General features: G+C 46.2%; 8 protein-coding genes. 7 read left to right on the forward strand and 1 reads right to left on the reverse strand.

From position 1 onward, the window contains the following. Nucleotides 1–200: 200 nt before the first annotated feature. From G3R49_RS10935 to G3R49_RS10945, 3 genes are all read left to right on the forward strand, one after another. Complete coding sequence (locus tag G3R49_RS10935; RefSeq protein ID WP_130601715.1) at nucleotides 201–629, forward strand: RimK/LysX family protein; 429 nt, start codon at nucleotides 201–203, stop codon at nucleotides 627–629. Between the two features lie 3 nt (nucleotides 630–632). Further along, a complete protein-coding gene (rimK, locus tag G3R49_RS10940; RefSeq protein ID WP_130601717.1) occupies nucleotides 633–1,538 on the forward strand; it encodes a 30S ribosomal protein S6--L-glutamate ligase in 906 nt (301 codons plus the stop codon). A 119-nt stretch (nucleotides 1,539–1,657) separates the two neighbouring features. Then, complete coding sequence (locus tag G3R49_RS10945; protein WP_167869656.1) at nucleotides 1,658–3,238, forward strand: PAS domain-containing methyl-accepting chemotaxis protein; 1,581 nt, start codon at nucleotides 1,658–1,660, stop codon at nucleotides 3,236–3,238. A gap of 88 nt (nucleotides 3,239–3,326) precedes the next feature. On the opposite strand, the gene G3R49_RS10950 is transcribed toward G3R49_RS10945, so the two are convergent. Next, on the reverse strand, nucleotides 3,327–5,357 hold the full coding sequence (locus G3R49_RS10950) for a methyl-accepting chemotaxis protein (protein WP_167869657.1): 2,031 nt from the start codon (nucleotides 5,355–5,357) through the stop codon (nucleotides 3,327–3,329). A 782-nt stretch (nucleotides 5,358–6,139) separates the two neighbouring features. Between G3R49_RS10950 and malQ the strand changes: the two genes are divergently transcribed. From malQ to G3R49_RS10970, 4 genes are read left to right on the forward strand one after another with little or no spacing between them, the layout of a single operon-like run. Beyond that, nucleotides 6,140–8,614, forward strand: coding sequence for a 4-alpha-glucanotransferase (gene malQ, locus G3R49_RS10955; RefSeq protein WP_167869658.1), 2,475 nt, complete (start codon nucleotides 6,140–6,142; stop codon nucleotides 8,612–8,614). Between the two features lie 16 nt (nucleotides 8,615–8,630). Continuing rightward, a complete protein-coding gene (gene glgB, locus G3R49_RS10960; RefSeq protein WP_167869659.1) occupies nucleotides 8,631–11,162 on the forward strand; it encodes a 1,4-alpha-glucan branching protein GlgB in 2,532 nt (843 codons plus the stop codon). Further along, complete coding sequence (glgX, locus tag G3R49_RS10965) at nucleotides 11,162–13,417, forward strand: glycogen debranching protein GlgX (RefSeq protein WP_167869660.1); 2,256 nt, start codon at nucleotides 11,162–11,164, stop codon at nucleotides 13,415–13,417. Before glgB ends, glgX begins: the two co-directional genes overlap by 1 nt. Beyond that, nucleotides 13,414–16,059, forward strand: a complete 2,646-nt coding sequence (locus tag G3R49_RS10970; RefSeq protein WP_167869661.1) for a glycogen/starch/alpha-glucan phosphorylase — start codon at nucleotides 13,414–13,416, stop codon at nucleotides 16,057–16,059. Before glgX ends, G3R49_RS10970 begins: the two co-directional genes overlap by 4 nt. Nucleotides 16,060–16,119 lie beyond the last annotated feature (60 nt).

Raw genomic sequence — 16,119 nt, forward strand, 5'->3', positions numbered from 1 at the left:
CAAATATCATATGTAAGCTTGTGTGCTCAATTAGTGGTTGTTGTCGCGAGCATTTTTTTGTGGTTACCGAAGCGGTTTTGTCGTAAGTGAAGAGCAAGTTAGTTAACTGATTAAAGTGCGTTAACTTAATACAATCGCTAAGATGTATGATGACATTGGCAATATAAGCTAGCTTAACAACAATAGTTAAAGGTCAAGTAATGGCAGCAGACTTACAAATAATCGGTTGGTGTGAATGGGCTAGATTCCCGCACATCAACAATGAGCGAGTCAATATGAAAGTCGATAGCGGCGCACGCACCTCAAGCTTGCACGCGGTTGATGTGACGCCGTTTACTAAACAAGGTGAGCCTTGGATAAGAGTCGTGTTTCAACCTGAGCAAGGCTCTGATAGAGAGGTGACACAAGAGTTCGCCGTATTTGATAAACGCAAGGTGAAAAGCTCTGGTGGTCATGTAACAGATCGCTATGTGATAAAAACCCCTGTGATTATTGGCTCGCAAGAGTTTGATATTGAACTCACCTTGACCTCTCGTGAGAACATGAAATTTCGTATGTTACTTGGCCGCAGAGCTCTGGCAGGGCGTTATTTGGTCGATGCTCAATCATCATATGTTTTAGGAGAATAACAAATGCAAATCGCCATTATGTCGCGTAATGCTAACTTGTATTCCACTCGTCGCCTACAAGAGGCTGCAATTGCTCGTGGGCATGAGGTTCGAGTGATTGATGCTCTTGCCTGCTACATGAATATTAATATGCGGGCATCGAGCATTCACATGCGCGGAGAGGAATTACCTAAGTTTGATGCAGTCATTCCTCGTATTGGTGCCTCGGTGACTTTCTATGGTACTGCAGTGCTAAGACAGTTTGAGATGATGGGGACTTATTCGCTTAATGAGTCTGTAGCCATTTCTCGCTCTCGCGATAAGCTGCGTTCTTTGCAATTGCTTTCTCGTAAAAACATTGGCTTGCCAGTAACAGGGTTTGCGAATAAGCCTACCGACGTCCCCGATCTACTCGACATGATTGGTGGTGCTCCCTGCGTGATTAAGTTACTTGAAGGCACTCAAGGTATTGGCGTGGTGCTGGCCGAAACCCGCAAGGCCGCTGAATCAGTAATCGAAGCCTTTATGGGGCTCAAAGCCAACATTATGGTGCAAGAGTATATTGAAGAGGCTGGCGGCGCTGATATTCGCTGCTTTGTGATTGGCGATAAAGTCATTGCAGCCATGAAGCGCCAAGCTTTAGCAGGTGAGTTTCGCTCTAATTTGCATCGCGGCGGCACGGCAACCTTAGTTAAGCTAACACCAGAAGAGCGTTTAACTGCAGTTAGAGCGGCTAAAACCATGGGCTTGAACGTAGCGGGCGTGGATTTACTACGCTCTAAGCATGGTCCCTTGGTCATGGAGGTGAACTCCTCTCCTGGGCTAGAAGGGATTGAAAAGGCGACCAATATAGATGTTGCTGACAAAATAGTTCAGTTTTTAGAAAAGAGCGCTGAGAAAAAGTCTACCCGAACCAAGGGCATGGGCTAACGTTGGCATATTTATTTACACTTTATAATTCAGATTGATCTAATGAACTAGTTTGACAATTTCTCATTGTTTTCCACACTTACTGTGTACAGAAGGAAAAAGAACGACAGGGAGTCGCAATGAGAAATAACCTACCTATCACTCAAAAGCTATATCCAATACCAAGCCACATGCGCTTGATTTCAGGAACTAATCGCAAAGGGCATATCACATATTGTAATGATGACTTTGTTGAAGTAAGCGGATTTACACGTGAAGAGTTAATTGGTCAGCCACATAATATTGTTCGTCACCCAGATATGCCGCCAGCTATTTTTAGAGACATGTGGTCTTACATATCAAAAGGTAAGGTGTGGATGGGGTTAGTGAAAAATCGACGTAAAGATGGTGATCACTATTGGGTTAGTGCCTTCGTTACACCAGTATTTGAAAATGAGAAAGTCGTAGGGTACGAGTCGGTGCGTGTCAGCGCACTACCAGAAGAAGTTAATCGCGCAGAGCAGGCGTACAAGCGAATTCGTAATGGGCAAAAGCCGCGTAGCGAAGTGGCAGTGCGCTCCAATCAACTTATCAGGTTGTTACCGGTTTGGCTGCCTACCTTGGTGGTAGCTGGCATGATGGTGCCGTTGTGGGGCGTGAGCGCAGGTGCCTTGTGCGCCTTGGCTGCCGTGGCGTCAAGTAGTTGGATGGGCTACAAACAATATCAAGATTGGATGGATGTAATCCGCTTAAGTCCAAATTCATTTTCTAATCAAACTGTTGCAGAAACGTATTTTTCCGACTTTGGTGTAAAGGCTAGAGCGAAACTTGCCCTAGGTAGCGAGGTTGCTCGCTCACGCACCGCAATGACACGTATTGAAGACTCTGCGACGTCACTCGATGGCATCGTTGAGCAAACTCACCAGGAAGCTGAATCCACAGCTGATGCGATTGATATACAGAGCGCATCAACTCAACATATTGCAGCGGCGATTACTCAGATGTCCAAAGCTATTCAGGATGTGTCTAGCAATGTCGAAAACTCTGCGCTAAGCGCACAAACAGCACTGGAAAATGTCAATGCGGGTGGCGTACAAGCCAGTCAAGCTAAAGAGTCGATTGATGAACTTAATCGCTCAGTTGCAGAAATCGCGCAAACCGTGCGTGATTTGGCTGAGTCAACTAATGAGATAGGTCAAGCGGCAAGCCTTATTTCCAACATAGCTGACCAAACTAACTTGCTTGCACTCAATGCTGCAATTGAAGCGGCAAGGGCCGGTGAGCAAGGCCGCGGCTTTAGCGTGGTTGCTGATGAGGTTCGGGCATTAGCATCAAAAACTCGTGAGTCAACAGACCGGATCCATTCGATTGTGTCAGTGCTCACTCTGCGTGCAAGTAATGCTGTTGAGGTATCTGAGCGCGGTGAGCTTGCAGCAACCCAGGGCGTAGATATTGTTGATAAAACTCGCCAGTCGCTGGACTCTATCTGTTCGTCCGTCGAGCAAATTACTCGGCTTACCATGGAAATGTCGGCGGCGGTTGAAGAGCAAAGCTGCGTTGCTGATAACATAAATCAGCAGATTATTGAGATTGCTGATTCTGCAAAAGTGACCAAAGACTCGTCAGTTAAATCGCTGCAGAATTCTAATCAGCTTAATGACTCTGTGTTAACGGTGAGGTCAATTATTCGCCGTTTTGCGGTAGGTACTTTAGGTGAATAAACCTGTGCGCTAGGTGAGTCAATTATCATCTAAAACACGCATGATTGTTAATCAATTGTGTGTGTTTTATTGCATTTGACTACTGGCGCTATAATTTAAAGCGCTCAACTGAAGTGGTCAGTGATTTTGCTAACTCATTTAGTTCTAAACTCTGACTTGCCATCGATTGTGACGCCTCTGCGTTATTTTCTGTAGTGGTGCTACTTTCGTTCATGGTGTGCTCAATTTGATTACTAAAATCAAGTTGCGTTTCAGCGGCTAGGGCAATTTCACTACTCATGCTGTTGATGGTTTGTAAGGCATTTTCAATATGCTCTACAGCATCATTAAGCGACTGACTTTGCGATACACATTCAGTTGCTTGTTGCTGACCAGATTCAATGGTGTCGGCTGCAAGCTCGGTTTCTTTTTGTAGCGCAGTGATCATAGTTTGGATTTCCGCCGTTGATGCCTGGGTGCGAGAGGCAAGCCCGCGCACCTCATCTGCAACCACAGCAAAGCCTCTTCCATGCTCACCCGCCCGAGCTGCTTCAATGGCTGCGTTCAACGCGAGTAGATTGGTTTGCTCAGCGATACTGCTAATGGTAACCAGAATGCCGCCAATATCATTACTGTGCTGACTCAGGTTTGCCATGATAGTGACCGAGTCTTGAAGCTTGCTTGAAAGCTGCTCAATACGCTGCTTGTTACTCACGGCAATACCTTTTACCTGAGCGCCTTGCTCAGATGCGAGATGAATTTGCTCGCTGGCATCCCCTGCTTGTTGGTTAACCTGATCTGAGCTGCGATGAATTTCTTCTGCTAATTGTTTCGCGGTGGCGATTTTATCGATTTGTGCGGTTGCGGCTTCAGCTAACGCTTGACCTTGCTGACGAGAGTCATTTGCTGCATCGTCAAGTAGATGAGCATCACGGTCGATTTGTTTTAGTAACAGAGTTAAGTCATCTGCAAGTTTATTGATGTTATCCATTAGCTCGCCAAATTCATCATTATTACGCTTTTTAATGCGTCTTGATAAGTCACCACTGGCTATCCGTGACAGTGCCTTGTTAACTGCTGCCAGTGGCCCAAGCATAGCTTTGGAGGTGAAAAAGTAGATGAGAGAAGCTAGGACAATAAAGCCTACAGCCATCACTATTGCCAAGCTCTTAGATGTGTCGATAACGTCACTAGCATCAGACTGCAGCTCTGAAAAATGCCCCTTAGCTAGGGTAACCAATTGTTCTAGCTGACCATTCACCTGCTCAAAAGTTTGGTTAGCCGCTTGATAATTACGCTCAGCGAGACTCAGCTGATTGATGACTTCAGCTTGAGCTTGATACAACTTGCCTTGCTCATCGACCATGCTCAAGATATCGGCTAAGTTAGTGTCATATTGTTTTAGTAACTCATCGATGGCTAAAGGCGAGGCTTGCTGGTGCAGATATTGCGAGTAGGTTTTAAGGTTGCCTAATAACACAGCGACATCTTGCTGGTGGCTATCTAATGTGGTTTTGTCCGTGAGCCTAGACAACTCATTGATGGTATTACCTAAAGTAAACAGCATGTCATCAATACGAATACCTGTGCCAATGACTTCATCGAGCAGCGCGATATTTTCAGGGGCAACTTCCATGATCTCTAGATCAATCATGTTGTTACTGGCATTGTTTTTGGCATTAACAAAGCTTGTTGCGAGTTGCTCAAACTTATCGCGCCCATTGGCGGTTGCAAGTTTGGCAGCGAACATGGCATTAAGTTGCTGTTGATACTGACTGTATTGCTCACTAGCGCTAGCAAGAGCTTGTCGCATTTTAGCTTGGCTGTTCACCTTGTTGGCTAAAGCATCAATATTGCTGCGGTATTGGGTTGCCAATAGCTCAAATTGACTTTGACTATTGCTGATATCTTTTGCTGCTTGTTGCGAGAACGCTAAACTGCTCGTTTTAGCAATGTGTAGTAAGGTGTTTTGTAGATCGTTTGACTGATTTTGTACTGGTACTGCTACCAGCTCAATTTTGTTGTTTGCGGTCTGAATTTGATTAAGAGATCGGTAAAAAAAGCTACTTCCCGCCAGTAATAAAATGCCAATTGCAGCAAAGCCCAAAGCTATTTTTTGCTTGATAGTCAGAGTAAACATAGTCTTGTCGCCGAGTTATGCGCAACCTCGTTCAATGATGCAAAAGATCAATCTTCAGGCGTCGTTTATGGATGTTTGAATTGTTAATCCGTTAACGAGCCTGAGAGGTATAAGGCACATCAACACTTACGTTGAAATTGTCTTGTCGCAATCATGAGAGGCTTAAATTTAATTGTTGTTATATTGTTGCTACATTATTAAATTTAGGCGATTTTTTCTGTTTAAGCAATGCGCGATTTGGAGTAAAACGCGGGAATGTTTTGAAAAATTTACTTCTAATGGCGCCTATATGTTTGCTATTTGTCGAAAGTTACTCACTCAAGAAGTACGAAAAGCAATGCCAGTCTTATTGACTCACTAACAACATGTGTTTGAATTCGTTCCATCAGCCAATCCATCAACGCCATTGAACAGAATGCTTTTGTGCGTTTTTTGTGCGCCCTGAAAATCATTATGCCCAGCTTTAGTGCGAAATTTTAATATAGTTAATTCGTAGCTGTGTTTAAAACTCATACCTTTAAGTCATGCTATTGCCTGAAGCACCTATATTAGCGCTGTTTTAAATTTAACCAGTTTGTCATTTTTTTATCTTATATCTGTTATCTGACCTTGGCATGTTAACTGCAACTTCCTCGATATGTACCGCAATGTCTAAGTTGAAGTTTATTAATTTCGGCGGCTTAAGCTGGCAGGTCTACTTTGGTTTAAATCCAATTGGGGTTTAGAGCTAAATTAGCGTTTGCTGAATTAAGCCTTAGGTTGTCTTTCACATGGAGACAAATATGGGGCTGGATAAGTTACTGTATTTGCAGGGTGTTGGGGCTGAGTTTGTTGATTGTTTTGGTCAGCACATTCGTATCCCTATGCAAGACAGGGTAGGGATACTCAAAGCTATGCTCTCTAATGAGCGTAGCAGTGTGGATGATGCAGAAGAGTGCAAATCGCAATTTGAGTCGCATATAGTCGAGGCGCGAAACCATCAGCTTGATGTCGAGCCATGGTTTGAGCAGCTGCCCAAGTTTCAATTTTCCCACCTAGACAAGCCCACGCTGCACATGCACCTGATAGAGCAAGACTGTCAGGTACAAATAAAGGTGCATTTAGAAAGTGGTAGTGATTTTACTTTTATCTATCAAACTCACGCCGCGGATATTATTGGTGAATATCATTATCAAGGCCGACACTATTGTCGTTACCAAGTCGATGTTAATGCATATATTCCAGAGACCATTGCGCTATCGAGTGGCTACCATCAATTGACTGCTCGGGTTATCGAGCACGACTTGTTTGACCAAGGCTCCAACAATCAAGCGCCAAATCACCAAGATGTAGATGGCTTAGATGCAGGTCATTTGGGTTGCACTGGTCAATGGGTGTTAGCACCACGCTATTGCTACCAAGCGCCAGTGAACGATAGAGCGAAGCTTTGGGGTGTGAGTATTCAGCTGTACTCATTGCGCAGCGAGCAATCGGATTATGGCATTGGAGACTTTGGCGCGCTTAGGCAGTTAATTGACTATTGCGCTGACATCGGTGCGAGTTTTATCACTTTAAACCCGCTTCACGCCTTGGATATTGCCCACCCTGAGCATCCTAGCCCATACAGCCCGACTGACAGGCGCCGCTTAAACCCGCTTTATATCGATATTGCTGCTGTTCCTGAATATTCACAGGTTAAATCTGAGGTTTTCCAAGGTGTCGACAATGCGCAAGTTGGCAGTGTAAATCTTACCTTAGCTCTTGGTGAGACGATTGATTATATCCAGGTGTTTAAGCGTAAATATCAGCAATTACTGGCACTATATCAGCAGTTTGCCAGCAACTTACATGACGAAAGTTTTCAGCGAGGGCAGGCGTTTAAGCATTTTAAGCAACAACAAGGTGAGGCGTTAATACAGTTTTGCTTGAATGAGGTACAACAAGCGCCTAAGTGGATGAACCCGACTGCTGATTTTTTTGCTTACCTGCAGTTTGTGGCAAATGAGCAGTTGGCTTTGTGTCAGCAGCGTTGCCGTGAGCGTGGTATGGCAATTGGTTTAGTAGGTGACCTGGCTGTTGGCGCTGTGGTGCATGGCTGTGAGGTACAAAGCGAGCAGGCAAGCTTTTGCGTTAATGCCAGTATTGGTGCGCCGCCAGACCCGTTTTCTGCCAGCGGGCAAAATTGGGGCTTAGTGCCGTTTGACCCAGTAAAAATGCGTCAGCAAAAGTTTACTCATTTTATCGCATTAGTACGCAGCAACATGCGGTTATATGGCGCACTGCGAATCGACCATGTAATGGGGTTACTAAGACTATGGTGGTGGCCGTTAACCAAGCAGCATGGTCATGGCGCTTATGTGTTTTATCCGGTTGAAACCTTAGTGGCAATTATCTGTTTGGAAAGCCAGCGCGCCAATTGTCTGATTATTGGTGAAGACTTAGGCACAGTGCCGCCAGCAATTATTGACGCTATGGCGCGCAGTCATATGTATTCCAATGAGCTGTTTTATTTCAGTGAGCACAGTGAAGGTTTTGTGCCACCAGCTCAGCAAAAACGCCGCAGCTTGATGATGCTGGCAAATCACGATGTCGCACCACTCAAAATGTGGTGGCAACAGCAAGATTTGAATTTACGCCAACAGTTGCACCTATTTGAAACTCAAGCCGCTGAAACTCAAGCCTATGCGCAAAGGTCAACGCAGCAATGGCAGTTGCTTCAATGGCTAGCAAACTATGGCCAGGAGTTTATCCACAAAGCGCTCGTCGGCAAGTCTGCGGCTAGCGTCTCAGAGTTAGATGCGAGGCAGTTGCGCCAGGTATTGGAATTTGTCGCCGATTTAAAACAATGGCTACACGGTGACAACAGCTTGAGCAATGTGAGTGGCAATGATTTTAGCAGTAGCGAGGGCGCTCATTCTAGATTTCACCCTGAAGTCTTTGAGCTAAACACAGACACCCTTATTTGCGCTTGGATTGCAACGGCGGCAAGTGGTAGCGCGAACTTGTTTAGCGTGCAACTTGCCGATCTGCTTGACGACAATCAATGCGTCAATATTCCTGGCACTTGGAAGCAATACCCTAATTGGCAGCAACGCTTGCCTTACACCGTTAGCCAAATTCGCCAGCTTGCTAAGGTGCGACAGCGCACATCTTTAATCAGCCTTGCTCGAGCCATGAGCACCAGCATTGAAGCCTGTTCGCCCATTGCTAGCGGCACAATTCCCGATTTAGATGCTGATGAACGTGAAGCTGCACCCCAAATTAACAATTCACTTTGATATGGAAATTAAACCTATGACGACTTCAATCACAGACGCTAGCGCCATCATCAATGAGCAATTTAATGATGTTTTTTCAGTGCTTGGTATGCACAAGAATGAGCAGAGCCAATCACTTATTGTGAATTGTTTTTTGCCAGGGGCAAGTCAGGTTGAAGTGATTGACTTAAAGAGTAACCGCAAGGTCGCTCAGCTAAACGCAGAAGACCAAACTGGCTACTTTAGCGGGGTGATCCCTAGGCGTAAAAATCCTTTTGCATATCAGTTGCGCGCGCAATACCCACATAGCCTTGAGTTGATTAACGACCCGTACCAATACCCAAGCCCATTATCTGAGCAAGACGTATATTTGTTTAATGAAGGTAGTCAGCTACAGGCATATCAGTTTCAAGGAGCGAATTGGCGTGAACTAGCAGCGGCAAATGGCGAGCATACTCACGGCGTGCATTTTTGTGTGTGGGCGCCCAATGCCAAGCGGGTTGCAGTTGTCGGTGATTTCAATTACTGGCATGGCGAGCGCCATATGATGCGTTTTCACCCTGCAAGTGGACTTTGGGATATCTTTATTCCCGAAGTTGAAGCTGGGCAACTATATAAATTTCAATTGATTAACCAACAAGGTGAATTGGTTGAAAAGGCTGACCCTTATGCCAAGGGCATGCAAGGCGCGCCAGGCAATGCTTCTGTGGTGCCACCAAAGGAAGCGTACCAATGGCAAGACGATGATTGGTTAGCTAAGCGCGCTGCAGTCGCATCTCATAAAAGCCCTATGTCGACTTACGAGGTGCATCTGGCATCGTGGCGCCGAGTCGGGGATAACGGCGAGCAATATTATCAATATCAGAAATTAATTGATGAGCTGATCCCTTATGTGGTTGAAATGGGTTTTAGTCATATCCAATTGATGCCAATCAGTGAATATCCTTTTGATGGCTCGTGGGGCTATCAGCCTGTGGGGCTGTTTGCACCAACTCAAAGAATGGGTGATGCGGTTGGTTTGAAAGCTTTTGTTGATGCTTGCCATGGCAATGATATTGCTGTGTTACTTGACTGGGTGCCTGCACATTTTCCGAAAGATCATCATGGTTTAGCACGCTTTGATGGTAGCTGTTTATACGAACATGCCGACCCAAGACAAGGCGAGCACCCAGATTGGGACACTTTGATCTTCAATTATGGCCGCGCTGAAGTGCAAAGCTTTTTGCTCAGTAATGCCCATTACTGGCTAAGTGAGTTTCACTTTGATGGCCTGCGTCTCGACGCCGTATCTTCCATGTTGTATCTAGATTACAGCCGCGAGCAAGGACAGTGGCTGCCAAATGAACATGGCGGACGTGAAAATCTCAGTGCGATAGCGTTTCTTAAACAGCTCAATAGCAGTATGTATCGAGAGTTTCCCGGCATTTGTATGATTGCCGAAGAGTCTACCGCCTGGGGCGGCGTGACTAAGCCTGTTAGCGATGATGGCTTAGGCTTTGGTTATAAGTGGAATATGGGCTGGATGAACGACACCTTGGGGTATTTACGCCGTGACCCGATTTATCGCCGTCATCACCATCACGAAATGACCTTTAGCTTGGTTTACGCCCATACTGAGCAGTTTATTTTATCGCTGAGTCACGACGAAGTTGTGCATGGTAAAGCGGCGCTAATTTCAAAAATTCCCGGTGATGATTGGCAAAAGTTTGCAACCTTGCGCGCCTATTATGGCTTTATGTGGTCGCATCCAGGCAAGCAACTGCTCTTTATGGGCGGCGAGTTTGCTCAGCGTGATGAGTGGAACCATAACTATTCCCTTGATTGGCATTTACTGCAATACGCGCCGCACCAAGGGGTGCAAGATTGGGTGCGCGACTTAAACGCTTTTTACCATCAGACACCGGCGCTGTTTGAAGCAGATTTTGAGCCTAGCGGTTTTCAGTGGCTAGATTGTCATAACGCCGATAATAGCGTGTTTGTGTACTTACGCTTTTGCGAGCAAAAACAAACTCATGTGCTGGTGGTCGTGAATATGACGCCGCAAGTACACCATGGATTTCGTGTAGGGCTACCCAATAATGAAGCCTATGTTGAGGTGCTTAATAGCGATGACAAACACTATGGTGGCAGTCATGTGGTCAATGAGCATACCGTTGAGCCTGAGGCGCAGCGCTGGCAAGAACAAGCGCAAAGCGCTTTGATTAGCGTACCACCGCTGGGCTGCTGTTACTTGATCCCCGCTTCACAAACTCAGCTGAGTAATCAAGAGGGGCAAGCCAACAGCGACAAGCACGCCACATCTGAGGTGAAGCTTGAAGCTGTTTCCAAAACCGAGGCAGCTAAAACCAAAGCCACTAAAACCACAGCCAATAAATCCAAAGCGACTAAGACTAAGAGCACTGAGAGCACGACTAAGTCCAAAGCTGTTTCTTCAACAGCGTCTAAGTCTAAAACTGCTTCTAAAACTAACGCGGTAAACAAAACCAAGTCTACTTCTGCTAAAAGCAAAGCTAAAACTAACAGCAAAGCTAAAACTGCAGTTAAGCCTTCTAATGGTAAAGGCGCGTAATGAGCAGCACAGCCGAGTGCTCAAGCCTGCATCAGTGGACGCTAGTTGCGGGTAGCGCTTTTCCGCTTGGGGCCAATGTGGTTGAAGGTGGGGTTAATTTTTCACTGTTTTCAGCCAATGCTACCAAGGTCGTGCTATGCCTGTTTGACGCGCAGCATAACGAGGTGGCGCAGTTTAGTTTAAGCGCTAAAACTCGTCACATATGGCATGGCTGCATTTTGGGCGTGAGCGCAGGGCAACGTTATGGTTACCGAGTTTATGGTCCGTATCAGCCTGAGCTTGGTCATAGGTTTAATCATCACAAGTTGCTGCTAGACCCTTACGCCAAGCAATTTGATGGTGAGTTAGTGCATCATGAAGCGATATACGGTTATCGCTCGCGCACAGTAAAGGCGGACTTGAGTTTCAGTGAATTAGACAGTGCGCCCTATATGCCTAAGTGTGTGGTGGTCGATACCGCGCCGCTTAAAGACATCATTATTAAGCCAATAAAGCGCTCGCTGGCTAAGTCGATTATTTATGAAACCCACGCTAAAGGCTTTACTCAGACTTGCCCTAACGTACCAGAGCTAAAACGCGGTAAGTTTGCCGCACTGGATGAGCCGGCAATTATTCAATACCTCACTGAGCTTGGGATTACAGCAATTGAGCTGCTGCCAGTACAGGCCTTTGCTGACGAGCCTTTTTTAATCGAGAAAGGGCTTAATAATTACTGGGGCTACAACACCTTAGGCTTTTTTGCGCCGCACCCAAGTTATTTAAGCCAAGCCGATATAGCTGAATTTAGGCATGCGGTGTCGGCGCTGCATCAAGCGGGTATCGAGGTGATTTTAGATGTGGTTTACAACCATACTGCAGAGGGCAATGAGCTAGGGCCAACTTATAACTTTCGCGGCATAGATAACGCTAGTTATTACCGCTTAATGCCGAATGAGCCTAGAAAATACATTAACGATACCGGCTGTGGCAACACGCTAAATATCAATCACCCGCAAGTATTGATGATGGTGATGGACTCGCTGCGCTATTGGATTGAAGTGATGGGAGTAGACGGCTTTCGATTTGACCTTGCCAGTTGTCTTGGCCGCGAGGCCTATGGTTTTGACCCAGGCAGCGGCTTTTTTGATGCCCTGATGCAAGACCCTGTTTTATGTCAGGTGAAACTTATCGCTGAGCCTTGGGATATTGGTCCTGGCGGTTATCAGCTGGGCAATTACCCCATTGGTTTTAGTGAATGGAACGACAGATATCGCGATGTGATGCGCCGATTTTGGCGTGGTGATGATGCCATGTTGTCTGACTTTGCCAAGAGCTTTCATGGCTCCAGTGATGTGTTTGAGCATGGTGGTCGCGGCCCAAGCGCGAGTATTAATTTTATCACCAGTCACGATGGTTTTACGCTACGTGATTTAGTGAGTTATCAAGATAAGCATAATCAAGCTAATGGTGAGCAAAATCGCGATGGCCACCAAGAAAACTTCAGCTGTAACTATGGTGTCGAGGGTGACACATCTGACAGCACCATCAATCAAGTGCGTCAGCGACAGCAGCGCAACCTGTTAACCACCTTATTGTTATCTCAAGGCGTCCCTATGTTGCTGGCGGGTGACGAGGTGGGGCAAACCCAAAAGGGCAACAATAATGCGTATTGCCAAGATAACCCCAATGGCTGGTTTGATTGGCAAGCATGCGATGATGGCTTGCTGGCATTTACCAAGGCATTGATTGCACTACGTAAACGCTTCCCAATGTTGTGTCATCAGCAGTTTATTCATCAGCCCCACGCTGAGCTTGATAACGGCATGATGTGGTTCAACCGCCAGGGCGACCCTATGAGTAAAGCGGCTTGGAGTGAGTATCACTGTAAAACATTGGCAGTGATGATCTGTGGTGATTTAGCTGAACAAGGCTCGATGCCAACACCTTGTAACGCTCAAGCGATTCTCATTTTGCTCAATGCAGATAACTGCCAACAAGACTTTCAGCTGCCACACCTTGCACATTTTGAGCATTGGCAGCGGGTACTGGATACCCAAGAAGATACCCCATGGCAAGGTGAGTTCGAGCTGTTTTCTACCCCAAAGCATTTAGTGACAAGCGCCTCTATTGCCGCTTCAGCTGCCGATAGTCAGCAACTCGGCATCGCCAATCGCAAAACGAGCTATTTACCTAGTGACAGCCTTGCCTCGCACTATCAGCTTCAAGCACACAGTTTAATGATATTTCACAGTCATTTTTCAAGGAGAGAATCATGAGCTCTGCCAATACACCACCGTCTAGTAAACGCGCCAGTAATGCCGCTAGCAAAACATCTTCTACCGGTAAAACTGCTGCTAGGCGGACGACCAGAAATTCGAGTACTAAAACCTCAAGTACTAAAGCGACAACTAAATCAAGCGCTGCCACTAAATCTAGTGCTGCAGTTAAATCTAGTGCTGCAGCTAAGACTAAAGCCACGACGGCTAAAGCGCAGTCAGTTGCTGCTGGGGTTGAGCATGAGTCATTAGTTTCAGGCGTAGCGCGGCAAATACGTTATGGATTGTGCTCAACCGAGAAAGATCAATCTCAGTTGTTTGACGCGCTTGCGTTAGCACTTAAGGAGCAAATGCTCGATGAGTGGCGTGAGACTCGTCTAAAAGATAATGACTTTAAGCAAAAGCAAGTTGCTTACTTGTCTTTAGAGTTTCTCATGGGGCGTGCCCTAGGCAATGCGCTGTTAAATCTTGATTTAACTGAGCAAGGCCGCCAAGTGTTGGCGCAATATGCCAGTGAATTAGAAGCGGTAGAAGAATATGAACATGATGCAGGCCTAGGTAATGGTGGGTTAGGGCGGTTAGCAGCGTGCTTCCTCGATAGCTGTGCCAGTTTAGATTTATCGGTTACTGGTTATGGTATTCGATACCAATACGGCATGTTTGCCCAAAAAATTGTCGATGGTTATCAAATCGAGCGTCCAGACTACTGGCTACGTGACGGTAATCCTTGGGAGGTGCGCCGCGCTCACCGTACAGTATCAGTGCCGTTTTTTGGTCATACCCATACCTATGAAGACAATACTGGCCGTCGCCACCATGTGTGGCAAGCAGGGCAGACTGTGCTTGCCGTGCCTCACGACATGCCCATTCCCGGCTACCGTAATGGACGTATTAACACCTTAAGACTGTGGAAGGCTGAAGCGGATGACGATTTTAACTTAACCGAGTTTAATGATGGGGATTACACCGAGTCTGTTGCTGCGAAAAACCTCGCTGAGCAAATCACCATGGTGCTGTATCCCAATGATGCTAGTGAGAATGGTAAGGAGCTAAGGTTACGCCAACAGTACTTTTTAAGCTCTGCGAGTCTGCAAGATTTAATCAACCGCCATTTGGATAAGTTTGGTAATGATTTCAGTCAGTTTAGCGCCAACAATGTCATTCAGTTAAATGACACTCACCCTAGTATCGCTGTGCCAGAATTGATGCGTTTATTAATGGATAAACACGGACTTGGCTGGGATGAAGCCTGGCAAATTACCAGCAGTAGCGTTGCCTATACCAATCACACTCTGTTACCAGAGGCGTTAGAGCGTTGGAGTGTGCCTATGGTGGCACACATGCTGCCGCGGATTATGGAGATTATTTTTGAGATCAACGCCCGTTATCTCGAACAGGTGGCACACCAATGGCCGGGCGATTGTCAAAAGTTGGCGCAAATGTCGATTATTGAAGAAGGGCCTGTGCAGCACATTCGCATGGCTTATCTTGCCATCGTTGCCAGCTTTTCGGTCAATGGCGTTGCAGCGCTGCACACTAAGCTACTTAAAGCCGGATTATTTAATGACTTTTACCAGCTTTGGCCTGAAAAATTTAACAACCGCACAAATGGTGTCACCCCAAGACGCTGGCTAGCCTACTGCAATGCGCAATTATCAACGCTGATTTCAAAGCGCCTAGGTGATGATTGGGTGACCGACTTATCAAAACTCGCAGCACTTAATGCGTTTACCGCCGACCATCAGTTCGTCAAACAGTGGGCTGAAGTTAAACAGGCGAACAAGCAGGTCTTGGCTAACTTTGTTGAGCAAGAATGCGGGGTGAGCTTTGATGCCAAGATGATGTTTGATGTGCAGGTAAAGCGGATTCACGAATACAAGCGCCAGCTACTGAACATCATGCATGTTATCCATCTTTATCAGCGTATTTTGTCGGGCGATACTCAGGGTATGGTGCCGCGTTGTGTACTAATTGGCGGTAAAGCCGCGCCGGGCTATGCCATGGCCAAGCAAATTATCAAGTTGATCAACAATGTCGCCCATATGGTTAATTCTGATCCTGTTGTGACCCCTTATCTGCGCCTAGCATTTTTACCCAACTATAACGTTAGCGCTATGGAGAAAATCTGCCCTGGTACGGATTTATCTGAGCAAATCTCTACCGCAGGTAAAGAAGCATCCGGTACCGGCAACATGAAGTTTATGATGAATGGCGCATTGACCATAGGCACATTAGACGGTGCCAACGTGGAAATGATTGAAGAAGTCGGCGAAGAAAACTTCTTCCTATTTGGGCTGAAAGCCGACGAGGTTGAAGCCTTAAAACCTCACTATAACCCCAGCGAGATTATCGCGCGTAGCCAAGCGTTGCAGGGCGTGCTCAATATGCTTGAGGGCGGTCATTTCAATTTGGTTGAGCCAAATATTTTTGACGACATCATCAACGCGATTAAAGACCCCAATGATCAATGGATGCTCGCCGCAGACTTTGACGACTATTGCCGCGCCCAGCAGCAAGTCGCGAAAACCTATCAAAATCAATCCCAGTGGCAGCAAATGAGCATTCGTAATGCAGCGGCAAGCGGACGTTTTTCAAGTGATAACACCATTGAAGGCTACCGTGACCACATTTGGATGAAATAAGGCTTTATCGTATTTAGAAACAAGGACGTACCTGAAGTTTAAGGTTCAACTGGAGAGTGT

The organism is Shewanella sp. WXL01, from assembly GCF_012263345.1.
GTDB classification, from domain to species: Bacteria; Pseudomonadota; Gammaproteobacteria; order Enterobacterales; family Shewanellaceae; genus Shewanella; species Shewanella maritima.